We start from the raw sequence: 22253 nt of genomic DNA, 5'->3' as shown, positions 1-22253 counted from the left end.
TTAACTCTCAGGAATAACGAGTGTTTGCCCGAGTTGTACCACATCCGTCTTCATGCCATTGGCGCGCTTAATGCTAGCCATAGGCACTTGATAACGCTGAGCAATCGCCGAAAGTGACTCGCCGCGGCTCACCTTGTGCTTGATATTTCCCGAGGAGGATTTCGCGCTCGAGCTGGCCGTTGTGCCGCCGCTATTACGCTTCGCGAGCAAGGTATCTGCCGGCGGGTTATTGTGGAAATAACGGCTAACGCCCTTATAGATAGCGGTTGCGATACTTTCCTGATGGCGACTGCTATTAAGTAACCTTTCTTCCTTCGGATTCGAAATAAATCCTGTCTCCACCAGAATAGAGGGAATATCGGGGGATTTTAATACCGCAAGGCTCGCAGACTCAGGGCGACTCTTATGCAGCTCAGTCACTGAACCGAGATCCTTGAGAATATCCCCAGCAACTGAGTGACCAATAGCCATCGAACTGTTCATGGACATGTCGAGCAGAGTCATTGCAAGATACTGTTCATTATCGGTATTTTGAATAATTTCCCCTGCACCACCTAAGAGTTCTGAGTGTTTCTCTTTTTGCTCTAACCAACGACCAATTTCACTGTTCGCGCGGCGCATCGACAATACCCACACAGACGCTCCTTTTGGCTGAGGCGAGGTAAAAGCATCGGCGTGGATAGAAATCAGTAAATCGGCCTTACTGTTACGGGCGAGCTCGGAGCGCTTGTTCAAATTCACAAAGTAATCGCCGGTACGGATCATCACTGCCCGCATACCCGGCGTGTCGTTGATCTTACTGGCCACTCTTTTTGCTATCTCCAGTGCCACTTTTTTCTCGTAAACACCTGAAGGGCCAATAGAACCAGGATCGTCACCACCATGGCCCGCATCAATCGCTACCACAATATCACGGGAGGATTGCGCCGATTGAGTAACCGTTTTAACGGGAGTCGAACTCACCACAGCTGTTGCCGTCGTTAAGGTTTTATCCTCAAGATCCACCACCAAACGATTACCATAGGGCGCCGTCTCGGGAAGGGAAAACAAGTTAGCATTTAATGGCTTAACAAGATCGATCACCAAACGTAAATCACCTTTAGTGGGTGATTTGCTGACGCGAACCCCTTTAACCAATTTACTGTTGTTATCGATATTTTTCAGGCTCAGTTTTGTCGACGCCTTTTTAAGGTCGACCACTAAACGATTGGGCCCATCGAGGGAAAAATAAGTGTAGTTTGGCGCTTCACTCAAATCGAACACCACACGGGTCGACTCGGGGGCAGCCCAAATACGCACGCCCTCAAGCTGGTTAGCAGCATGAGCTGCTACAGCAAAAAAAGCGCACAGAAAAAGAGTAATAGTCTGAAAGTAATGCTTATTTTTAGTCATCTTTGTTTTTATTTTATTGCGGCTAATAGCTTTTTACCTGATTCTGTTAAGGCTCGAATTTGGATTTCACGTCCTTGGTTAACATAATTTAAATGCAGGTGAATATCGGCATCGGGCAAGAGTCCATGACCTTTGTCGGGCCATTCCACAATGCACAGGCTGCTATCGGTAAAGTAATCACGGATCCCCATGAACTCGAGTTCTTCTGGATCGTTTAAACGATACAAATCAAAATGATAAACTTCGACACCGTCTAGCTCATAAGGTTCAACTAAAGTGTAGGTCGGGCTCTTTACCGCTCCTTTATGCCCCAATCCTTGGATTAACCCGCGGCTCAGAGTGGTTTTACCCGCCCCTAAATCCCCCGTCAAATACAGAGTCAAAGGCGCTTGAATATGGCGGGCCAATTTTTGCCCAACCGCAATAGTCTCGTCTTCGTTATTTAATTGAAAGGTTAACTCTGTCATTTCCGCTTTTATCACTGCTGTTATGGATGGAGGAGGCAACTTAAGCGCGGGAATGTCCTGCGCTTAAGTTTTACAGCGCCTAGAGTAAATCACTATTTACTAATTGGCGAATAAAAGGCATCAAATCGCTGGCTAACATGCCCCGCTCACCCTGCACTGCAGCCAGATCCGCCGCGCAGCCATGAACGACAACCCCAACAACGGTCGCCTGCATGTTATCCATTCCTTGAGCCATAAGTGCGCCTATAATACCAGATAACACATCGCCGCACCCACCACTCGCAAGCCCCGGATTTCCAACAGGTGCCACGACCATCTGTTTTCCATCAAAAATGACAGTACCCGCACCTTTTAGCAGCACCACGCCACCATATTTTTGCTGCAGGGCACGCACGGCAGCGAATCTATCCTGCTCAATATCGGCGACACTGCATCCTAAGAGCCGTGCAGCTTCCCCAGGATGGGGCGTGAGTACCCAGTTAGTTTGCCTGCGCGGTTCTTGACTCAATAGATTTAGAGCATCGGCATCGAGCACACAGGGTTTATCGCTTAAGCCCGCGGCTTTAAACAAGTTATAACCCCAATCGTGTTTTCCTAAACCGGGGCCAAGTACCACCACCTGTGCCCAACCTAGGCGCAGATAGACTTCCATATCAACCAGTTCACAGCCCCAAAACATCAATTCGGGGCGCGAGACATTCACTGTTAATTGATGTTCAGGCCTACTGATCACAGTCACCAATCCGGCGCCCGCACGTAAACAGGCTTCACTAGCGAGGCGAATGGCTCCCGCCATACCAAAGTCACCACCGATCAGCGTTACCTTACCCGATTGCCCCTTGTGGCTGTCCCGTGCTCTTGCGGCAAAATGGCTTTTTAACATTTCACCGCCGACTCGCGTTGCATTCTCAGCATCGAAAAAAGGCGTTAATCCCAGATCGGCAAAGGTCAAATGGCCACAGTGGTGTCTCGCCTTACTGGTCAAAAGCCCCTGCTTTAACCCTCCAAAGCACAGAGTGACATCCGCCATCACGGCGACGTAAAGGGCAACGCCAGTATCGGCAACGATCCCCGAAGGCAGATCTAAACTCAGCACCCAAGCCTCACTCTGATTGACGGCATGGATCAGTGCAGCAATATCCTCACGCACGGCGCCCTTCACTCCCGTGCCCAGTAGCCCATCGATAATGACTGGCGCCTGCTGTATCGCTTCGATATTGGGGGAATCGATAACACCGCCCTGGTTAAGATAGGCAGAAAGTGCATGCTCGAACTCTGCAGTGCCTTGTGTCTTGAGCAAATAAACCTTGACCTGATGTCCTGCTTCTAAGGCTAGGCGCGCGCAAACAAGCGCATCGGCGCCATTATTGCCGCTACCCGCTAATACCAGTAAAGGCATTCCTTCAAGCTGAGGATGCCGTTCACGCTGTTGAGTAAAACACTCAAATGCCGCCCGCCCAGCACGTTCAACTAATTGATATAAAGTGGTTTCCCCTTCTGAAGCAGCGAGCAGTTCGGCGGCTCTCACCTGCTGCTGCGTATAAAGCGCTGTGGGTAAACTCGATAAATCTTGTGCCATAGAGAATCTCCTGCGCGACAAATAATCAAAAGGACTGCTCACCTAACACACCCTGTTATTGGTGAGAACCAAGCATTACTAGGTCAAATCAACCAATGAGATCAAGAAAGTAGCAAAAACCGCCCCAAAAAATTATGACGTAAATCAGTTGCCATGCAAAAAGCGTCCAAAGTGAAAAAGACTCATCCGGTAAAGACAACAAAGCCAGCATTGCGCTGGCTTTGAAAGGTCATTCGGCATCGGATTAGATATCATCCATCCGAATAGTGCTATGCACTAGACGTTGCTGCTGAGTTTTCTCTACCCGAATCAGACCCTCAAGTGCGGTGCGGGCATCTTCGGCAGTCGTTGAGTTAACGGTTTTTTCCAATAAGCCAATTAGTCGATTTTCTAAATCGAGGTGCAGATTCAGAACATCATCTTCAGTCATATTGGCGGGCAACATAGTGTCTTGGCAGCGCTTGGTAAAATCTTCAAATACAAAGTCTTTATACCAAGTATCTAATACTCTAACCGGCGCCTCATCCATATAATCGCGCAATTTTTCAGCCACATGTTTTTGATGAGACTCAAAATATTCCAGCATCATCTTCACGCGGGCAGAATCGGCCTGATTGTTCAGTCGGCCATAGAGTTGCGCCATATCTAAGCGGCAGTTCGCCACATACTCAAGTAAATCACGCAATTGTTGAATACGCATATAATGCACTCCAGTGTTAAGCCAACTACTTGGCGCTATTAACTTTGTCTGGATTCATTATGTAAGTAAAAGCGTTGCGAATATTTGAACAAGGTCATAATTTAACTTTCGCAACGCCATCTAATTTAGGAAATCTTGAAGAAACAAGGCGCAGATCACGCATTAACCTTGCTGTTTTATTTTTTACAAAATAGAAAACATCAGCGACAACAGCCGCAGAGCAGGCAAAGTGTGCCCATACTTAACCGCATTAGCATTAAAAATAACCGTGCAAACTAAGATTAATAGATTACAGCGATGAAAGTGCTAAAAAAGCGCTTGGAACAACCAAGAACGGAACAGACATGCGAAGCAGACAGAAGAGCAAAATAGCGCTACGTAAGTTGTGATATATCAGTTTGAAATGGAGAAGATTTTATGGGGAGACTTACGAGAAAAATTGGAGCAACATATCGGGTTCGAACCGATGACCTATACCTTGAAAAAGAAAGGTATCGCAATATTAAAACCACAACTGAGCTAATGCTAATTGAGAACTTGATTATGGGGAGATTCAGAAAATTGGAGCGACATATCGGGTTCGAACCGATGACCTATACCTTGGCAAGGTATCGCTCTACCAACTGAGCTAATGTCGCATAATTTTGTATTTAATGACTTGGTGAATCACTAAATTTTTATTTGGAGCGACATATCGGGTTCGAACCGATGACCTATACCTTGGCAAGGTATCGCTCTACCAACTGAGCTAATGTCGCATAATTATCGCTGTTACATCCGCTTTCAACATTCACAAAGGTATCGTCTATCAACCTTTATCAACTGAGCTAATGTCGCATAATTCTGTATTTAATGACTTGGTGAATCACTAAATTTTTATTTGGAGCGACATATCGGGTTCGAACCGATGACCTATACCTTGGCAAGGTATCGCTCTACCAACTGAGCTAATGTCGCATTTACATTTTAAGACTGTAACCGTCTGAAATTTGGAGCGACATATCGGGTTCGAACCGATGACCTATACCTTGGCAAGGTATCGCTCTACCAACTGAGCTAATGTCGCAATCACTAAATCACTTATATGAGCAGCGCTTCGTGTCCGCATCAAAAAGTTGAGGCCGCATTATATGAAAAATTTATGCGGCTGCAACCCCTTCTTGCAGATTTATCTGCTGATCGGTCAAATTTTAAATACTTTGCTGCGGTAATACTGTAATTCCGCGATCGACTCTTGGATATCTTGCAGCGCTTGGTGGGTATTTTGCTTTTTGAAACCCGCCATGGTTTCAGGGCTCCAACGCTTCACTAACTCTTTTACCGTGCTAACGTCGAGATTGCGATAATGGAAGTAGTCCTCCAGTTCGCGCATATAACGATTTAAGAAACGACGGTCCTGGCCCACGCTGTTACCACACATAGGTGAGGCGCCCTTAGGTACATATTGCTCTAAAAATGCGATGGTTTGCGCAACGGCCTGTGCTTCGTTCACTTGGCTGGCACGCACTCTATCGATCAGACCCGATTCACCGTGGTGTTTTTGGTTCCAATCATCCATGGCCGCCAGCACATCATCCGATTGATGAATAGCAATTACAGGCCCCTGACCGATAATATTGAGTTCTTGGTCTGTTACTAAGGTAGCAATTTCAATGACTCTATCGACATCGGGTTCTAACCCTGTCATTTCGAGATCGATCCAAATGAGATTATTCGCGTCCGCCGCCATAATTCAGCCTTATCATGTCAGTTAGCCTAAATTCAGGCTTTTTTATTCAAGAGCGTGTATCATACTGCTTTTTTCAGACACAAAAAATCATCTAATTGACGAAGACAAATCAGTGAGTAAAAAGAAACCCCTAAGCCAAGGCCAATTACGCCGTATGCGCGCCAATCACGAGAAACGTCTCAATCGTGACAATGGTGATAAAAATGCGCCTGAGTTACAGGATAGCTCACTCGGCCCAGAACAGAGCGGAACCGTGATCTCCCGCTTTGGCCAACATGCCGATATTGAAACCGAAGATGGCCAAATCGTGCGCTGCAATATTCGCCGCACCATTAAAAGCTTAGTCACCGGCGATAAAGTGATTGTACGCCTCGCCATTGAAACCCAAGCCAACAGTGGCATTGCCGGAATTGTAGAAGCGGTACACCCAAGACGCTCTTCCCTCTCGCGTCCCGACTTATACGATGGCGTGAAAATTATCGCCTCGAATATCGACCAAATTTTGATTGTGTCGTCCGTGCTGCCTAGCTTTACCACCCAGATTATCGACCGCTACTTAGTGGCAGCCGAAGACACGGATATTCCGCCGATCATCATTTTGAATAAAATTGATCTGCTAACGCCAGAAGAAGCCCCCACCATCGAAGCCGCCTTAAAACGTTACGAAGATATCGGTTATCCCGTATATAAGGTCAGCAGTAAATTAGGCGAGGGGTTAGATACCATTAAAGCCCTGCTGAAAGATAAGGTGAGCGTATTTGCAGGCCAGTCCGGTGTAGGTAAATCTTCACTGGTCAATGCCTTACTGCCCGAAGCCGAGTTATTGGTGGGCGATGTCTCCGACAACTCTGGGCTGGGACAACACACGACCACCACGGCTAAGTTGCTGCATTTACCCAGCGGTGGTGATTTAATTGATTCCCCCGGTGTGCGCGAATTTGCCCTCTGGCACTTACCCGCCCAACGTGTCGGTTGGTGTTTTATCGAATTTAGAGACTTTTTAGGTGGCTGCAAATTCCGCGATTGTAAGCATGGCGATGACCCAGGCTGCGCCTTAAAAGCCGCTGTCGATGCGGGTAAAATTAGCGAAGATCGCTTTAATAACTACCATCGTATTATCGCAAGCCTTGATGAGCAGCGCCACGCACGGCATTTCCGCGCCCAAAGCGATGAATAACTAACGCCATCGCCTCGCATAAAATTAACGTAAAACAAGTCTCAACCTAAGTTGAGCAACATAAAGGAAAGGAACATAAATTGGATAAAGTTAAAATTGCGCTGCAGTACATGCTGCCAAAGCACCTGTTATCTCGCTTAGTCGGTAAACTTGCCGCTTCCGAAGCTGGCGCATTAACGACTACCGCGATTAAATGGTTTATCAAGCAATATAAAATCGATATGAGCGAAGCGGCTCAGAGCGAACCCGAAGCCTATAAAAGCTTCAACGACTTTTTTACCCGCGCACTAAAGCCTGGTATTCGCCCAATTAATACTGCGGCCAATATCATGGTGCATCCCGTTGATGGCGCCGTCAGCCAACTCGGCCCCATCAAGGATGGCCGTATTTTCCAAGCTAAAGGCCATCACTATTCTTCACTCACTTTGCTTGGCGACCAAGCCGAAGATGCCAAACGCTTCGAAGGCGGGGATTTTGCGACAATTTATCTGGCTCCCAAGGATTATCACCGCATCCACATGCCGATAAAGGGCACACTGTCGAAGATGACCTATGTACCGGGCGAGTTGTTTTCCGTTAACCCCTTAACGGCGCGCCATGTACCAGGCCTGTTTGCTCGCAACGAACGTGTTGTGGCAATTTTTGAAACCGAGCTTGGCCCGCTAGCTATGGTATTAGTAGGTGCGACCATTGTGGCCAGTATCGAAACCGTGTGGGCAGGCACTATTACACCGCCAACGGGTAAGCAAGTGTTCACATGGGAATACCCAACAGTAGGTCCAGACGCCATTACCTTAGATAAAGGCGAAGAAATGGGCCGCTTCAAGCTTGGCAGTACCGTCGTCATGCTGTTTGCTAAAGATGCTATCGACACCTTCGCCGAAGGCGTTGAGCCCGAAGCAGTAACGCGTATGGGTCAAGCCTTTGCTAATCTCAAAAATCAGGCGTCAGCCGACTAACTACGGCGACCCAATTGAGCCAGACCAGTAAACCTTCGGGATTAATCGAATTACATTTAGCTGTGCTGATGTTTGGCGGCACAGCTTTGTTTTCAAAATTAATCCCCTTAAGCGCACTCGATATCACCTTCTTACGGTGTGTGGTTGCGGCCTTGGTCTTGGCATTACTCATCAAATTCCGTGGTAAATACTTAAGCCTTGCCAGCAAACAGGATTATCTGGTTGCTATCGGCTTAGGTGTGATAGTCAGCTTACACTGGGTCACCTACTTTGCCGCGATGCAACTCTCATCGGTCGCTATCGGCATGATTGCCTTCTTCACCTATCCAGTAATGACAGTTATTGCCGAGCCGTTATTAACTGGCAATAAAATCAAGCTGATGGATATTATCAGCGGTGTTTTAGTGCTGATAGGCGTAGTGCTATTGATACCCGAAGCCAATCTTGGCAACGATACAACCTTAGGGATTGCGGTCGGGATTGTATCGGCGATGTTATTTACCGCCCGTAACTTACTGCAAAAACGCTATTTTTCCCAATATAGCGGCCCCCATGCCATGTTTTATCAGACCTTAGTGGCGGCGGTGTTTCTTATGCCTTGGCATCAAACCGAGTTACAGACTATCTCCCTCGAGACTTGGGGCTTGATTGTGCTGCTCGGAGTGGTATTTACCGCGGCGCCCCATGCACTCTTTACCTCGGCATTACGCCAATTAAGCGCTAAAACCGTCGGGTTAGTCTCCTGCCTACAACCCTTCTACGGGGCCATGTTGGCATTAGTGATCTTAGGCGAAGCACTGAATCTCAATACCCTGATAGGTGGAACCATCATAGTTGCCACCGCCATCTTCGAAACCCATCAATCCCACCAGTCACAACGGCGAAAAAAGAACGTCTGAAACATACCAATCTTGGCCTAAGTTGGCTAAGATGAGTGCGTCTTTCGCCCCTAATTGCTTTTGCTTATATGCCACGTATTTTATTGTTCGTTATTGCTTTTTTCTCTTTTTCTCTCCATGCCAATTCGCCACTGCAATTGGATAAGCGCCTTGGCCTAAACAACCAAAATCAGCAACAAAATATTAGCATTGACGATCAAATTGTTGAGCTTAAAAACAACATTGATAGATTGGCAGCGAATGCCAGCAGTTTTCAGCAGGCTCAGCTCGATTTTGAAGAAAACAAAAAGGTCATCGACCACGGCTTAAAAGAAGCCGCTAAGCCCTTAAAACTCGATAAAGCCACAGATCTCAACCAGCAAGCCTCGATGGCTTATTTACGACTGTCGGAATTAAAAGAGAGCGAAACGGCTCTAGGCAATCAAGTCAGCGAACTGTTGCAACGCCACAATCAGCTGCCCTCCGTCATCGCCAACGCAAGACAGAATGTGCTGCAAAATAAGAAAACCGACTTGGCCCCACTGGATACGCCAACGGGCGAGTTACAGCAAACACAGCGGATTTTCTTCGAGCAAAGCCTCGCCACTAACGAGGCCGAGCTGGCCAGCAGCCAAAAGCGTATCGAACTCACTCAGTTGCAGTTACAGTTGGTTCGCCAGCAATTGAGCCAACAGGAAGCCTTTATTGAAACCATCAATAAGGCGATGAATAAACAGCGTCAACAACAAACCGATGCAACCCTGGCGAAGAATTTAGTGGATACCGCCAAGGTCGTGGATCCTGTGACCCGCAATATTGCCGACACAAACCAGATCTACGGCCAAAAACTCCAAACCTTAACCTTGCAAATCAACAATGTGGTTGAACAGCAAGAGCAGGCCGAACTGCAATATCAATCCCAAGCCAAACAGCTAGCGAATATCCAAGAGCAAATCACTTGGGTCAAAATGAATTCCGCCTTTGGCGAGCGTTTTTTGCAGATGTTGCAATCTCTGCCTAAGCCGCCAAACCATGAGAAGCTGCAAACTCTAATCGCCGATGCTCGCCTCGATAGGTATCACCTCGAGCAACAACAGGCACTCAACGAACAAGAGCTAGAGCAAACCAACCTCTACAACGAGGGACAAATTAAGCTACTGCGCTCACAACAAGCGCTGCTGACGCAGCTGATGCAGAGTTATGACCAATATTTAAGTGAGCTTGGCAAACTCAAAGTCAATTATCAGCAACTTAGCCAGCAACACCTGACCTTAAAAAACACCCTCAACGAGCACTTGTTTTGGGTACCCAACGCCGCGAGCATGAACAAACTCTGGCTCACCGATGTGCAGCGCAGCGCCCTGTGGCTCATCCAAGAGGCGCAGTGGGGACAATTAGGCAAAGCCTGGCAGGAGCAAAATGACTATTGGTCTTGGTGGATCATTCTGTTAGTGCTTTGCTTGGTCATCCAAGATTTAATCCGTCCTAAGTTCAAACGCTTACTCACCCACTATGTCACCTACGTGGGTAATGTAACGCAGGATAAATTTATCTACACCTTTAAATCCTTAGTCCTGAGCCTTGGTTATGCCCTGATCAAACCGCTACCCATAGTGGCGGCGGGATGGATTTTCTATCAATCCGAACGTAACTTTGTGCAAGCCGTCGGCATGGGGATTTTAGCGATAGGATTGGTTTACCTCTTGTATCGTTTGATATTTATCCTCGCCCTCGACAAAGGGGTCTTGGTTGGCCATTTCAAACGCCCCTCGAAACTTATCCAAGCAGGCCAGCTCAGACTCAAACACTTTGTGTTTGTCGCCAGCCCCCTGCTCGGCATTATGGGCTTTACCGAAGTCCTCGACGCATCTCTAATCCGCAATAGCATTGGCCGCGGTGCATTTATCTGTTTTTGCGTAGTTTTATTCTTGTTATACAAGGATATCTTGGTGCTAAGCCGCCAAAATAGCGACACTCAAAAGGATGGCAAAAACAAACGACTGCTGCAAAAAATGCTCTGGGCGCTATTGATCTCTGTGCCTCTGCTCAGTGCCGGACTCGCCTTCAGGGGCTACTATTTCACCGCCTTCCAAATGCTGTTGCAGTTACAGCTGTCCATCGTATTGGGATTAAGTTTCTTACTGCTTTATCAATTAATTAAGCGTTGGATGTTGATCGAGCGCCGCCGTATTGCCTTCGATCGCGCCAAGGCCAAACGGGCCGAACGGTTAGCACAGCGGGAAAAGGGCGAGACTCACCATGTTTCTAGCGATGGTCTAGATACCTACGAAGAGCCCGTCGTCGACCTCGAAACCATTTCGAGTCAGTCACTCGGGTTAGTGCGCTCCCTATTGCTATTGGCGTTTTTAGCAAGCTTGATTGGCCTGTGGACGCAAACTCATACGGCGCTATTTTCCTTCTTGGATGGCATCACCCTCTGGACGACAAATACCAGCGTCAACGGTGTCGAGCAGCAGCTGCCCATCACAATGAAATCGCTGTTATTGGGCTTAGTCATCGTTGGCTTCTCACTGATGATTGCGACCAATTTACCCGGTCTGCTCGAGCTGATGATCCTACAACGGCTCGACCTGACACCCGGTACAGGCTTTGCCATCACCACGGTAAGCCGTTATTTAGTGGTGTTTTTAGGCCTGCTGATTGGTTTTTCGAATCTCGGGATGGAATGGTCAAAACTGCAGTGGTTGATTGCCGCCTTGTCACTGGGTCTAGGTTTTGGTTTGCAGGAGATTTTTGCCAACTTTATTTCGGGCCTGATTATCCTATTCGAAAAACCAGTGCGGATTGGCGATACGGTGACGATCCGCGATCTGACGGGGACTGTGAGTAAAATCCAGATCCGCGCCACCACCATTATCGACTGGGACAGAAAGGAAATTATCATTCCTAACAAGGCCTTTATTACCGAGCAATTGATTAACTGGTCACTATCAGACCCCATCACGCGGGTGATAGTGCATGTGTCGGTTGCCCGCGACTCCGATCCGGCCAAAGTCGAGGCCACCCTGTATCAAGCGGTGCAGGAATGCGAAGATGCGCTACCGAATCCAGAGCCAGAAGTCTGGTTTGCAGGCTTTGGCAAACATACCCAAGATTACGAAGTTCGTGCCTATGCAAAAGAGATGTCGGCCCGTTGGCCGCTACGCCACGATCTGCATAAACGCATCACCCGTAAGCTTAAAGAAAACAACTTAGAACTCGCCTATCCGCAAATGGAAATCCATCTTAAAAATGGCCAGAATCGCGATCAGGTCGGCATTATCCGCAGTTAATAGGACGAAAATCAGATGCTTATTTTTGCTCACCGTGGTGCCAGCGGTTATGTGGCGGAAAATACCTTAGCCGCCATGGCCAAAGCCATCGAGTTAGGTGCCACAGCCATTGAGCTGGATGTGCATAATGTCGAAGGGGAGTTAGTGGTATTTCACGACCGCAGACTCGACAGTAAGAGCTCGGGCCAAGGTATCATCCACTTAGTCAACAAAGAGTATTTGGGCAAGATCACTGTCAAAGGTGAACCGATTCCCACACTCTGGCAAGTGCTCGAACTGGTTGCTGGCCGCGCCACAATCAACATCGAACTTAAAGGGGTGAATACGGTAGCGCCGCTACTCGAGCTTTATCCTAAGGCGATTGCCGAGCTGGGATTCAGCGCGGAGCAATTGCTGATCTCATCCTTTAATCATCCCTATTTACAGCACGTCAAACAGGCGTTGCCACAGGTATTAGTGGCGCCCTTACTTGCCAGTATTCCCCTCGATGGTGCGGCGGTGGTGAGCGAGTTGGCAGCCTACTCCCTGCATTTAGACGTGAGTTTTATCAGCAAGGCCCTAGTGGATGACGCCCACCAGAGGGGCGCTAAGGTGTATGTTTACACTGTCGATCATTGTGATGATATCCATGCCCTTAAGCAGATAGGGGTCGATGGTATCTTTAGCAATTACCCCGACCGTGCCATGCAGGCGCTGTTACAACCCACCAATACGGATTATTGCGGCTACTTCGAATAACCCCATGGCGTGGATTTAGCGGCTTAGGCTTGGCTATTTCGCTGCGCCCAATAACCGATAAAAATGAACATGGCGACGATCAGCAAGAACATCCAATGGGATGGCATGGCAACAATTTGCCTTGCCACCCAAGGCGTAGCTTTAACGATAAGCAACCCATAGCCAAAGGCATTCACAATAATAAAAACAAAGGTTCGCAGGATAAACGAATGGCCAAGTAAATGCCGCCTGAGGATACGATTCACATCGGCTGAAAACACTAAAATCAAACACACGACCATGGCCGTGGCGATATCGAAGGACCAAGGGCGAAGCATATTTCCTAAATGGCCAATAATGGCGACTAACTGATCAAACATAATCACTCAACCTAAAATAACGCTGCAAAATCAAAACAACTACAGCAGCGTATTGAAAAATAACGACAACCAAGCATAAAGGGAGACGAGATGGGGCACAAGTTACTCTTACTGACCAAGGCGAATGAGCAGTATCGCCAGCTTATTGAGGCGCAGCAGTTACCAGAGCTTGAGTTGCTCGATGATAATCCCGCGAATATTGCACAGGCCGACATTTGGCTTGCCGAACCTAAACTTGCCGCGCCGCTGCTGCCCCATGCCAAACAGCTAAAATGGCTGCAATCCAGTTTTGCAGGCATTGATGCCCTGATGGGCCCAAGAGCAAGAAAAGATTATCAACTCACTAACATTAAAGGCATTTTCGGCCCCTTGATGAGTGAGTATCTGTTTGGTTATCTGCTCGCCCACGTGCGAGGACACCAGTTCTACCAAGCGCAGCAAAGGCAAAAATCTTGGCAAGTGCAAAGTACTACGCGCAGCAGCTTGCAAGGGATGCGACTATTACTCTTAGGTACAGGTTCTATCGCCCAGCATGTGGCCAAGACAGCTAAGCACTTCGGCATGCATGTTACTGGGATAAACCGCAGCGGCCGTGAGATTGAAGGCTTTGATGCGATTCAACCGCTCTCGCAGCTTGCGCAATGCTTAAGCCAAAGCGATGTGGTAACCAATTTACTGCCCAGCACCCCAGAGACACGTTTGCTGTTAAATGCAGACATGCTCGCCACGCTCAAAGCCGATGCCATTTTAATGAATGTAGGCCGTGGTGACGTGCTCGACCTCGATGCCCTCAATACCCAGTTGATTGCGCGTCCTGAACAACATGCCGTTCTCGACGTGTTCACGCAGGAGCCACTCCCTGCGAGTCATCCGATTTGGGAAAGACCCAACGCCATCATCACGCCCCATATCTCGGCGCCGAGTCATCCTGAACAAATCGTGCGTATTTTTAGCGATAACTATCGCCGCTATATCGCCGCCGAGCCGCTACAGAATCAGGTCGATTTTATTCAGGGCTATTAATTTAGGGGCGAGTTAGGGTGGATGAATTAAAAGTTAGCTAATCCCGACTCTCACTGGCAAAAAACAAAAGGCAATCAGACTGCTGATTGCCTTTTGATTAAGGGTTATTGCGATAGACGTTAGACTTTAAAACTGCGCTTTAAAAACTGCCCAACTAGCACAGTATGGGAGTCCATTTCACCTATCACTTCATCGTTGAGGCTCACCATTTCGCAGCCGAGTTGATGACTGGAATGGGTAAATTGCGACACATTCACTACGCTGCGATTCATTTCGTTCGCCACGCTCGATTGTTCCTCCACCGCACTGGCAATATGGTGGGTCATATCCGTAATGGTAGTGATCGCTTCACGTATGGTACGTAGCGCCGCGCCCGCAAGATCCGCCGTGGTAATACATTCGCCAGCCGCATCAACGCCCTCCTGCATACTGCGCACGGCCTTGTGAGTGCCCTGCTGCAACAGATTGATCATTGTGTGGATTTCTTTGGTGGCATCATGGGTGCGCTGCGCTAATGCCCGCACCTCATCGGCAACTACGGCAAAACCTCGCCCTTGCTCCCCCGCCCGCGCCGCTTCAATCGCCGCGTTCAGCGCCAATAAATTCGTTTGTTCGGCAATGCCTTGGATCACATCCAGCACTGTGCCTATGTCTCGGCTGTGCCCTTCTAATTCAGTGATCACCTGAGAAGTTTCCTGCAACTGCTGCGCCATGGTCTGAATCGACTGAATGGTGGTGACGACGGTTTTATCGCCGTTGATTGTCTGCTGCGACGCCATTTGCGAAGCGTTCGCTGCATCGGCGCAGTTTGAGGACATATCCCCAAGCGTCGCCGTCATCTGTTGCATAGCCGTGGCAACCTGTTCAATCTCAGCGAGTTGTGACTGACTTGTTCCTTGAATTTCTTCACCTTTCGCCGCAGAAATCTTGGCTTGCTTACTCACCTTATCGCAGGAGTCCCGGGCGCGACCCAACACTGACTTTAACTCTGAGGTTTGCATTTGCAGCGCCAGATCGACAGCGCCCAAATCGTCGGATTGCCCCGTATAGATATGTGCCATCAAAGGGTTATCGTAGATTTTCTTTGCCTTAGCAACCAGCGCCCGATAACGCCCTAAGACCAAATTACCGCCGATGAACAGCACGAGGGCACTGATGGCAAGCGCCACAAATCCTACCGCCCCAATCTGCAACGCCAAATACAACATGGGCAACAGGGCGACTAAGGCGAGTAGCATCAACTTAGTCGGCATATCTAAGGTGCGTTTTAACGCTTTAACATTACCGCTTTTATTCAATTCGGCGTAGGCAGCTTCTGCTCTGTTGATCTGGTCACGGCTGGGTTTAGTGCGTACCGATTGAAATTCGGCCACCTGACCATTGACCATAATCGGCGACACATAAGCATCGACCCAATAATGGTCGCCATTGGCGCAACGATTTTTGACTATGCCTTTCCAAGGCTCGCCTTTACGGATGGTTTTCCAAAGATCTTCAAATGCTTGGGGAGGCATATCGGGATGGCGCACCATATTATGGGGCTGTCCCAACATGGCACTCAGCTCGTATCCCGCAACGGTGCAAAACGATGGATTGGCGTAGGTGATATGACTCTTAGTGTCCGTCGTAGACAATAAAATCCAATCCGCTGGATAGTCATATTCCCGCTGTGTCACTGGCAAATTCTTTCTCATGATAACCCTTGGATCTATTGTAAATTTATTATTCCATCGTCCATGAGTTATCCATCCTTGATCGCGTCCAATGACCCGTAATCGCTAAATCATCCCTCTTTTTCTTGTCTTCTGAGCACTGAGCATAGACTAGAAAATGTGCGATGTGTAACAAAACAGGAAACCAGCACAACAAGTTTACTACTAGGATTGCATTTGATAAGCGTTTTCATTTAGAATTAGCTCAATTCGTTTTGGAGTCCAAAAAATGTACGTTTGTCTCTGCCATGCCATCACAGATACGCAAATCAAAAACGCAGTAAGTCAGGGTGACTCTAGCCTTGCTGACGTTAAAAAGCGTTTAGGCGTTGCCGATCAATGCGGCAAGTGCGCAAGAATGGCCGTACAAATTATTCAGAACCAATTAGAAATTGAACCTAATTACTACGAAGTGGCTTAACTTCGAGCCTCCAGCTCCTTTTCTGTCAAACTAAACCTGTATTTCAATGCTTGTTCCTTGAGCGATGCCATCGCCTTAAAGGGGCTGTCACAAATCTCAGCGCAGATGCCTATTTTGCGATAATTGTATGACCCCTTAATGACACATCCCACGTCCCCCAAAGCATTAATTCTTTGAGTTCAATGGGATGCATATCTTTACCAGCGAATTATCTGCGTGTTAATAAATACGCGGCTTCATTCAGCCAAGGGACTTCTTTCTTAACGAATCTCGGGTTGTCCGCAAGCACGTCCTGACAATCCAAGAGCTGGATTTCAAAATCGTCACTTAAATGTGTTTCAACCCAAGTTGGCGACACCGCAAAAGGTGGCCCACTTAAAGCGTCCTGCGGGTAATCTAAAGTCACCAATAAACCCACACTGCCCGAAGGCAATAGCTGCGCTAATTGCTTGGCGTATTGCGCCCGCATACTCTCAGGCCAGGCAATCAAGGCCGCGCGATCATAAAAACCACTAACCTTGGCCGTAATCGACTGGGGTAAAGTGAAGATATCCCCTTGATATAAACTGACCTGCTCAGTGTGGTAATGCTGATGCTCGCCCAGCGCACTTTGCTGCATAGGTAATTGGTTATCTTCGAAAAACTGCTGCACTGCGAGTTCATTTAACTCGCAACCAATCACTTGATGCCCCTGCTCGGCTAAAAAGCACATATCTAAAGATTTACCACACAGGGGAACGAAGACTTGAGCCTCGGCGGGTAATGCCAAGTTATGCCAATACGTTACGAGAAAGGGATTGATATCTTGCTGGTGAAAACCAATCAGCTGTTGCTGCCACTTCTCATGCCAAAAACCGGGTTCCATAGGTATATCTCAAATGACTAAAGTTATCCTTACTCTAATGGCATTCACGGGTGGATGCAAAATCTCAGATACCGTATGTTAATCATAGAGATGTAAACAGTTAATGACTAAGCCAGTGCCGTTTGTACCCGGCGGAGCCAAACGCAATTCTCACACTGGCATTGGCGGCGCGACAAATGATGCGGACTTAGGGATGAGTCGATAAAGTCAACGGCGATCAGCAACTGCTGCTTAAGCTCGGCGACGGATTTTTGCTCGACGGCTACCAGCTCATCGTTCTGGTTCATCCAGATACATTCCATGCCCTGGTGGCAAGTGAGACACTGCTCATCGCGATCATTAAAAAATACCGCATGTGGACAATGGGTCACCTCCATTGACTGCAAAATTCGCTTACGCGGAAACTCTAACAACTCGATCAATAAAGCCTTATCTTGGGCGGGCATATGCCCTCCTTTCATCCACTTTGTCCACGGGAAATTTAACAAAAATGTATCCCATCCAATGTGCTTAAGATTACCTAGACTCCATACGATTTAACTTGATATAAATCAAAGTCAGCGACGAAATGATGGGATAGGTAAGCCCTAAAAATCACAAGTTTATCGCAGGCAACATCAGCCACAGCATCCTAAGCCGATTTGCTTATCAGCCTCGCTTACTGTTTAAATAACCAAAACAAGGAGTCGCGCATTGCAAACACCCCAATTACAACATTTTTACATTTCCGAAGAGCAATCCATTTACTTGCTCAAAGCCAACGATGCCCGTAAACACAAGGCGTGGATCCGTTTATGTAAACAACAGTTAAGTAAGTTGGGTTATCGCGACATTGAGTTTATCGGTAAGGGGGCTTACGGCTTTGTGTTTGCGGGGATTAATCAGGCCGACGAAGCCCATGTATTTAAATTCTCAAGAATTAATCTGCCGCAGCATATTCAAGATCGCTTAGAGGAAGAAGCCTTTATGCTGTCCTTACTCAAACACCCTAACATTCCGGGGGCGATCAAATTTGAGCGGGTCGGCAAACAAGGGATCTTAGTGATGGAGCGTGCTAAGGGCGAAGATCTTGAGCAGCTTTGCCGCCGCTTAGGCGCCCTCCCCCCCGCCATGGTGATGAGTATTGCCCGCCAACTGGCCGATATTCTCTACTATCTGCGAACGGGTAAACCCTTAGTGCATGGCGACATTAAGCCCTCAAACCTTGTCTATGATATTGAAAGCCAACATTTATCCTTAATCGACTGGGGCTCGGCGGTATTTGCGCAACGGGATGAATATAACAAGGCCGTTGAAGACAATGTGATGACGCTGATGTCGAGCGATCAGCAGCACACTAACGCCCGCATGGGGGACGTGTATTTTATCGGTGAAGAACAGCTAAATGGCGCGCTCTCCAGCCCACGTTTCGACGAGCAAGGCGTAGCAGCGACCTTGTATGCCTTGGCCTCAGGACAGGCGAGTCGCTTCGGCGCACAGGTGATCCCGCCCACCAGCATAGGCTTACCCATGGAGTTGGCGCGCACCTTGGAAGGCATGCTCAGTATTGATGCCGTGCAGCGCAATCTGGCGGGGGATTATTTTCTCAAAAGCATGCGCCACAGCCATAGAATACACTTACCAGAGTTGCCCAAAACCGAACTGCTGGGTGAAATCCCAGTCTGGGTACAATCCCGCGAAAAAGATGTCGAAACCGTCAGTTATAGCTCGCGTAAATCCTTTTTAAAGGAACATAACGCGCAGGATCCCATCGCTAAGATGGATGACATTCAGCTCGAAAAATACTATCGCAACTTCTTAGCCGGCATGGGCGATACAGAAAAGGGCTTTATCGCCGCCGTGGGGCGACTCGGTCAATACCCTATCGTGGGTGGCCTTGCTATCCATTGGCAGGAAACAGGCGTGTTTATCGACTCCAACCTTGCCATCTACGATGCTAAACAAAAGAGTGCGCTTATCATCGCCGTTAATAATATGGTGACACTCGCGCGGGGAATTAAGCGTATCGGGGTGTTTAAGGCCTGCTTCTTTAACGCTAGGGACACGCTGCATATCGAGCGCGAAAACACCTGCGAGCCCTTTGTCGCCAGCGCCGATCTCCAACTGCCCTTCGAAGTCGGAGATGTACCGACCCTTGAAGATAAATCTCGGCTGCACTCTTACTTTGAAGACGGTAAAGATCCGGATGAAAACCTCGAATTACCGAGTGAAATCATGGAGGAATTGGCACGTATCAACCAAATCCACCACACGGGCTGCATCATTTTCGAGGCGCTGCCGAATCACTTAAAGATCCACAGCTACTTAAAACTGCTCAATCCACGTAAACAGGCGGCGTTTCGCGCTAGCCTCGACCGCATTTTGCATTATGTAGGTAAAATTCAAGGTCATGGGGTATCGGGCTTTATGAAACTGCCCTATAAAAATACTCGCCGCTTTACCCATATTGAGCGTAAAGCCGAACATTTTTATCCTAGAAACCCAAAAGAAATAGGCGCATAACGAATCACCTCGTTAGCGCCTATGATGCTGAAAACCAAACTTAGATAGGTGAACCTGGCGGCAATCTCAAGGGTTTTGGAATGAGTTTGCTGTTGGCATCCGTGAGTCCTGCACTCAGCCCCAGTTGCAACCAAGTGTAGTGGGAGGCCACCTTAGCATTCGCGCGATTCGCTTTGGCTTTAAGCTGTTTAATCACGAATTGGGCGCGCTCGTAAATTGCCGCCTTCACCTCTGCTGAGGTTTGCGGATTGTGATACGCAGACAAGAGTTCATCAATCACCACCGCATTTACCCGCATCCACACACCTTCAATCAGAGCGAGCTTATCTTCTTGATAAAGGGTCGCGGCAAACAGCTTATTGAGTAAGGTTTCGACCGAGAGCTGTTCATTATCTGCCATAGCCCCTTGGCTGACGCGATTTAAGCGCTGTGGCATCAGCATCTGACCCACAGTATGGCGCGCTAACACTTCCGCCATGCCGAGGGGATCGCTCACGACTCCAAGCCCAGACTCGAAGGACTCCCGCGTCGCTTGATAATTGCCCGCTTTAGGCACTAGCGTATCGAGTAAGGTTTGCGGAACCGTTAAACTGGCCGCATCTAAGGTGCTGAGCAGCGCATCGAGGGCCGACATTTGTAACTGCGGCGCAATGTAGCTCCAGCGACTGCCCTCACCGATAGACAGATAGTTATAGTCAGTGCCGCCAATAAACTTAGTGACCGCATCGATTTGATAACGGTTAAGCAAATAGATAGGCACAAAGGCATCGGCTAATTCACCCTGTGGCTCGCCCGGCAACAGTGCTGTGCTGCTAAAACCTTCGATGGCCTTAGCGCGAATACGGTTCAAATCCAGCAGCTGCGCGATAGGGTCGTCACCGCTGTCCCACAAACTCGCATAGGCTTGGCTGGCATCCGCTTGGCGCGAATCGGCTTCGCCAATATAGCGCAGCCCTTTTCGAGCCACTTCGGCCAATAACTGATTTTGCAGCGCCTTCTGCGCCGTGGCATCGCCTTCATCGCTATAGCCGTAAGCGATAGCAAAGTTATCCCATGGCCCGACACCTACACCATAAGGTGCTGATATATCAATGTCATTGCCTTTCAGCATAATCCTAGGATGGGGATAATCCATCACTGAGGCGTCCTGATTGGTCGAGGCGGCAAAGTTATGATCTAAGCCTAAGGTATGGCCGACCTCATGGGCGGCAAGTTGGCGAATACGTGCTAAGGCTAAGTCATTAGCCGCTTGCTCGGCGGCGCTTCTATCACGCCAGCCCGCAGTTAAGCCTTTGGCAATCAAGTAATCTTGGCGCACTCGCAAGCTACCTAAGGTCACTTGGCCTTTGATGATTTCGCCGGTACGCGGATCGGTTAGCGCCGCGCCGTAGGACCATCCGCGCGTGGCGCGGTGTACCCACTGGATCATGTTGTAGCGAATATCCTGCGGATCGGCATCGGGCGGCAAGAGTTCAACCTTAAAGCCGTTGATAAATCCCGCTTGGGTGAAGGCCGTTTCCCACCAGCGTGCGCCATCGAGTAGTGCCGAGCGGATAGGCTCAGGCACACCTGGGTCGAGGTAATAGGTGATGGGCTTGACCACTTCGCTCGGTGCAGGGCCAGGATTCACCTTTTGCAGTCGGTGGCGCAAAATAAACCGCTGCACCAATGGCGCCGAAAACGGTGTGGCATAGTCGCGATACTCATCGGATAAATAGCCGCTCATAGGATGATAAGCGCGGGGTTGATAGCCCTCATCGGGCAGCTCGACAAAGGAGTAGCGCATCCGCACCGACATTAAGGTGCCATCGGGCGTCACCTTAGCCACTTGCTCACCCGCCGCATCGGCTTTAAAGGTAAGCTGCACATCCACATCACTATTCTTTTCAAAGGATTTCACCCCAGCGGGTAAAATTGCCGAGCGGGATAAATCGAGGCGATAATTCCCTTGCCCGCGATGCAGGAGAGCATCCGCGACGCCATGCAGATCGTTGAGTACCAACTCGCTGAGCGCCACCATATCTGGCTTACCATCGAGTAACTTACCCTGCCACAATACCGAATCGGCAAAGGCCTCATCCACGGCGCGCTTTTCGGCGGCATCTTGGGTATTAGCGCGATACTGGGTATTCAGTTGCTTAAGTTGAATATAGGGACCTTGGCGCTCAAACTGCACCATGCGGGTTTGACCTAATTGACCACGGTCGAGACCGATATCGTTAGAACCGACCCCTTCAGGCAAGCTAGTCACCAATAAAAAAGGCTGATTTAAACGGCTCACCTCGAGGTATAACTCTCCCTCGCTTGGCTCATAGTAAAGATTAAGAAATCCCTTAGCGGCTTGGCTCTGCTTAACGACTTTAGTGCTCGGCAGATCCGCGGCGACGCTCAGCGCGGGTAAACCTAAGAGTAGGATGGCGAGGGCTAGGCTATGGGGTTTCATCTTTCCTCCTGATTAG

Annotated in this window: 18 protein-coding genes and 4 tRNA genes; 8 read left to right on the top strand and 14 right to left on the bottom strand. The window is 48.6% G+C overall.

The features are described from left to right. From N7386_RS03035 to orn, 9 genes are all read right to left on the bottom strand, one after another. The gene (locus N7386_RS03035) at nucleotides 1–1392 is read right to left on the bottom strand and encodes an N-acetylmuramoyl-L-alanine amidase (protein WP_011715786.1); all 1392 of its coding nucleotides are present in this window, start codon (nucleotides 1390–1392) and stop codon (nucleotides 1–3) included. Between the two features lie 8 nt (nucleotides 1393–1400). Beyond that, nucleotides 1401–1859 (bottom strand): tRNA (adenosine(37)-N6)-threonylcarbamoyltransferase complex ATPase subunit type 1 TsaE, encoded by a 459-nt coding sequence (gene tsaE, locus N7386_RS03030; RefSeq protein ID WP_011621395.1) that lies wholly within the window; start codon nucleotides 1857–1859, stop codon nucleotides 1401–1403. Nucleotides 1860–1938: 79 nt separating this feature from the next. Then, nucleotides 1939–3438 (bottom strand): NAD(P)H-hydrate dehydratase, encoded by a 1500-nt coding sequence (locus N7386_RS03025; RefSeq protein ID WP_279767014.1) that lies wholly within the window; start codon nucleotides 3436–3438, stop codon nucleotides 1939–1941. A 244-nt stretch (nucleotides 3439–3682) separates the two neighbouring features. Then, nucleotides 3683–4138, bottom strand: coding sequence for a hypothetical protein (locus tag N7386_RS03020; RefSeq protein ID WP_011621393.1), 456 nt, complete (start codon nucleotides 4136–4138; stop codon nucleotides 3683–3685). A gap of 562 nt (nucleotides 4139–4700) precedes the next feature. Further along, nucleotides 4701–4776: transfer RNA gene (locus tag N7386_RS03015), tRNA-Gly, on the bottom strand. Between the two features lie 44 nt (nucleotides 4777–4820). Further along, nucleotides 4821–4896, bottom strand: a tRNA-Gly gene (locus N7386_RS03010). 123 nt (nucleotides 4897–5019) lie between these two features. Next, a tRNA-Gly gene (locus N7386_RS03005) sits at nucleotides 5020–5095 on the bottom strand. A 33-nt stretch (nucleotides 5096–5128) separates the two neighbouring features. Continuing rightward, nucleotides 5129–5204 (bottom strand) — tRNA-Gly (locus N7386_RS03000). Between the two features lie 117 nt (nucleotides 5205–5321). After that, nucleotides 5322–5867: an oligoribonuclease gene (gene orn / locus N7386_RS02995; RefSeq protein ID WP_086902935.1), complete on the bottom strand. Its 546-nt coding sequence runs from the start codon at nucleotides 5865–5867 to the stop codon at nucleotides 5322–5324. Between the two features lie 112 nt (nucleotides 5868–5979). Between orn and rsgA the strand changes: the two genes are divergently transcribed. The 5 genes from rsgA to N7386_RS02970 all read left to right on the top strand — a co-directional run bounded on the left by rsgA (nucleotide 5980) and on the right by N7386_RS02970 (nucleotide 12912). Then, nucleotides 5980–7044 (top strand): small ribosomal subunit biogenesis GTPase RsgA, encoded by a 1065-nt coding sequence (rsgA, locus tag N7386_RS02990; RefSeq protein ID WP_086902936.1) that lies wholly within the window; start codon nucleotides 5980–5982, stop codon nucleotides 7042–7044. An 80-nt stretch (nucleotides 7045–7124) separates the two neighbouring features. After that, entirely contained in the window at nucleotides 7125–8003 is an 879-nt protein-coding gene (gene asd / locus N7386_RS02985; RefSeq protein WP_279767013.1) for an archaetidylserine decarboxylase, read from the top strand. 14 nt (nucleotides 8004–8017) lie between these two features. Further along, nucleotides 8018–8902: a DMT family transporter gene (locus N7386_RS02980; RefSeq protein ID WP_279767012.1), complete on the top strand. Its 885-nt coding sequence runs from the start codon at nucleotides 8018–8020 to the stop codon at nucleotides 8900–8902. Nucleotides 8903–8970: 68 nt separating this feature from the next. Continuing rightward, on the top strand, nucleotides 8971–12174 hold the full coding sequence (locus N7386_RS02975) for a mechanosensitive ion channel domain-containing protein (protein ID WP_089068528.1): 3204 nt from the start codon (nucleotides 8971–8973) through the stop codon (nucleotides 12172–12174). 15 nt (nucleotides 12175–12189) lie between these two features. Continuing rightward, nucleotides 12190–12912 carry a glycerophosphodiester phosphodiesterase gene (locus tag N7386_RS02970; RefSeq protein WP_279767010.1) on the top strand — a complete coding sequence of 241 codons (723 nt, stop codon included), beginning with the start codon at nucleotides 12190–12192 and terminating at the stop codon, nucleotides 12910–12912. Between the two features lie 23 nt (nucleotides 12913–12935). On the opposite strand, the gene N7386_RS02965 is transcribed toward N7386_RS02970, so the two are convergent. After that, a complete protein-coding gene (locus tag N7386_RS02965; protein WP_011621386.1) occupies nucleotides 12936–13271 on the bottom strand; it encodes a DUF3392 domain-containing protein in 336 nt (111 codons plus the stop codon). A gap of 90 nt (nucleotides 13272–13361) precedes the next feature. Between N7386_RS02965 and N7386_RS02960 the strand changes: the two genes are divergently transcribed. Then, nucleotides 13362–14294, top strand: coding sequence for a D-2-hydroxyacid dehydrogenase (locus N7386_RS02960; RefSeq protein ID WP_279767009.1), 933 nt, complete (start codon nucleotides 13362–13364; stop codon nucleotides 14292–14294). 119 nt (nucleotides 14295–14413) lie between these two features. Here N7386_RS02960 and N7386_RS02955 read toward each other — a convergent pair whose 3' ends face one another. Beyond that, nucleotides 14414–15988: a PAS domain-containing methyl-accepting chemotaxis protein gene (locus tag N7386_RS02955; protein WP_279767008.1), complete on the bottom strand. Its 1575-nt coding sequence runs from the start codon at nucleotides 15986–15988 to the stop codon at nucleotides 14414–14416. Nucleotides 15989–16235: 247 nt separating this feature from the next. Here N7386_RS02955 and N7386_RS02950 point away from each other — a divergent pair, with 247 nt between their 5' ends. Further along, nucleotides 16236–16427 (top strand): bacterioferritin-associated ferredoxin, encoded by a 192-nt coding sequence (locus N7386_RS02950; protein WP_011715776.1) that lies wholly within the window; start codon nucleotides 16236–16238, stop codon nucleotides 16425–16427. Nucleotides 16428–16635: 208 nt separating this feature from the next. Here the strand turns inward: N7386_RS02950 and N7386_RS02945 are convergent, their stop codons facing one another. Both N7386_RS02945 and N7386_RS02940 read right to left on the bottom strand, forming a co-directional pair. Continuing rightward, nucleotides 16636–17292 (bottom strand): thiopurine S-methyltransferase, encoded by a 657-nt coding sequence (locus N7386_RS02945; RefSeq protein ID WP_279767007.1) that lies wholly within the window; start codon nucleotides 17290–17292, stop codon nucleotides 16636–16638. 107 nt (nucleotides 17293–17399) lie between these two features. Beyond that, the gene (locus N7386_RS02940; RefSeq protein ID WP_086902944.1) at nucleotides 17400–17738 is read right to left on the bottom strand and encodes a hypothetical protein; all 339 of its coding nucleotides are present in this window, start codon (nucleotides 17736–17738) and stop codon (nucleotides 17400–17402) included. A gap of 247 nt (nucleotides 17739–17985) precedes the next feature. Between N7386_RS02940 and N7386_RS02935 the strand changes: the two genes are divergently transcribed. Then, the gene (locus N7386_RS02935; RefSeq protein WP_279767006.1) at nucleotides 17986–19794 is read left to right on the top strand and encodes a protein kinase; all 1809 of its coding nucleotides are present in this window, start codon (nucleotides 17986–17988) and stop codon (nucleotides 19792–19794) included. A 40-nt stretch (nucleotides 19795–19834) separates the two neighbouring features. Here N7386_RS02935 and N7386_RS02930 read toward each other — a convergent pair whose 3' ends face one another. Next, nucleotides 19835–22237, bottom strand: coding sequence for a zinc-dependent metalloprotease (locus N7386_RS02930; RefSeq protein ID WP_279767005.1), 2403 nt, complete (start codon nucleotides 22235–22237; stop codon nucleotides 19835–19837). Nucleotides 22238–22253: the final 16 nt, after the last annotated feature.

The organism is Shewanella sp. GD04112, assembly GCF_029835735.1.
Taxonomy (GTDB): domain Bacteria; phylum Pseudomonadota; class Gammaproteobacteria; order Enterobacterales; family Shewanellaceae; genus Shewanella.
This window is presented reverse-complemented; position numbering and strand designations above follow the sequence as displayed.

Excerpts from the sequence above, each read along its gene's own strand:
- N7386_RS03035 (WP_011715786.1), bottom strand. The coding sequence starts at position 1,392 with ATGACTAAAAATAAGCATTACTTTCAGACTATTACTCTTTTTCTGTGC.
- tsaE (WP_011621395.1), bottom strand. The coding sequence starts at position 1,859 with ATGACAGAGTTAACCTTTCAATTAAATAACGAAGACGAGACTATTGCG.
- N7386_RS03025 (WP_279767014.1), bottom strand. The coding sequence starts at position 3,438 with ATGGCACAAGATTTATCGAGTTTACCCACAGCGCTTTATACGCAGCAG.
- N7386_RS03020 (WP_011621393.1), bottom strand. The coding sequence starts at position 4,138 with ATGCGTATTCAACAATTGCGTGATTTACTTGAGTATGTGGCGAACTGC.
- orn (WP_086902935.1), bottom strand. The coding sequence starts at position 5,867 with ATGGCGGCGGACGCGAATAATCTCATTTGGATCGATCTCGAAATGACA.
- N7386_RS02975 (WP_089068528.1), top strand. The coding sequence starts at position 8,971 with ATGCCACGTATTTTATTGTTCGTTATTGCTTTTTTCTCTTTTTCTCTC.
- N7386_RS02970 (WP_279767010.1), top strand. The coding sequence starts at position 12,190 with ATGCTTATTTTTGCTCACCGTGGTGCCAGCGGTTATGTGGCGGAAAAT.
- N7386_RS02965 (WP_011621386.1), bottom strand. The coding sequence starts at position 13,271 with ATGTTTGATCAGTTAGTCGCCATTATTGGCCATTTAGGAAATATGCTT.
- N7386_RS02960 (WP_279767009.1), top strand. The coding sequence starts at position 13,362 with ATGGGGCACAAGTTACTCTTACTGACCAAGGCGAATGAGCAGTATCGC.
- N7386_RS02955 (WP_279767008.1), bottom strand. The coding sequence starts at position 15,988 with ATGAGAAAGAATTTGCCAGTGACACAGCGGGAATATGACTATCCAGCG.
- N7386_RS02950 (WP_011715776.1), top strand. The coding sequence starts at position 16,236 with ATGTACGTTTGTCTCTGCCATGCCATCACAGATACGCAAATCAAAAAC.
- N7386_RS02945 (WP_279767007.1), bottom strand. The coding sequence starts at position 17,292 with ATGGAACCCGGTTTTTGGCATGAGAAGTGGCAGCAACAGCTGATTGGT.
- N7386_RS02940 (WP_086902944.1), bottom strand. The coding sequence starts at position 17,738 with ATGCCCGCCCAAGATAAGGCTTTATTGATCGAGTTGTTAGAGTTTCCG.
- N7386_RS02930 (WP_279767005.1), bottom strand. The coding sequence starts at position 22,237 with ATGAAACCCCATAGCCTAGCCCTCGCCATCCTACTCTTAGGTTTACCC.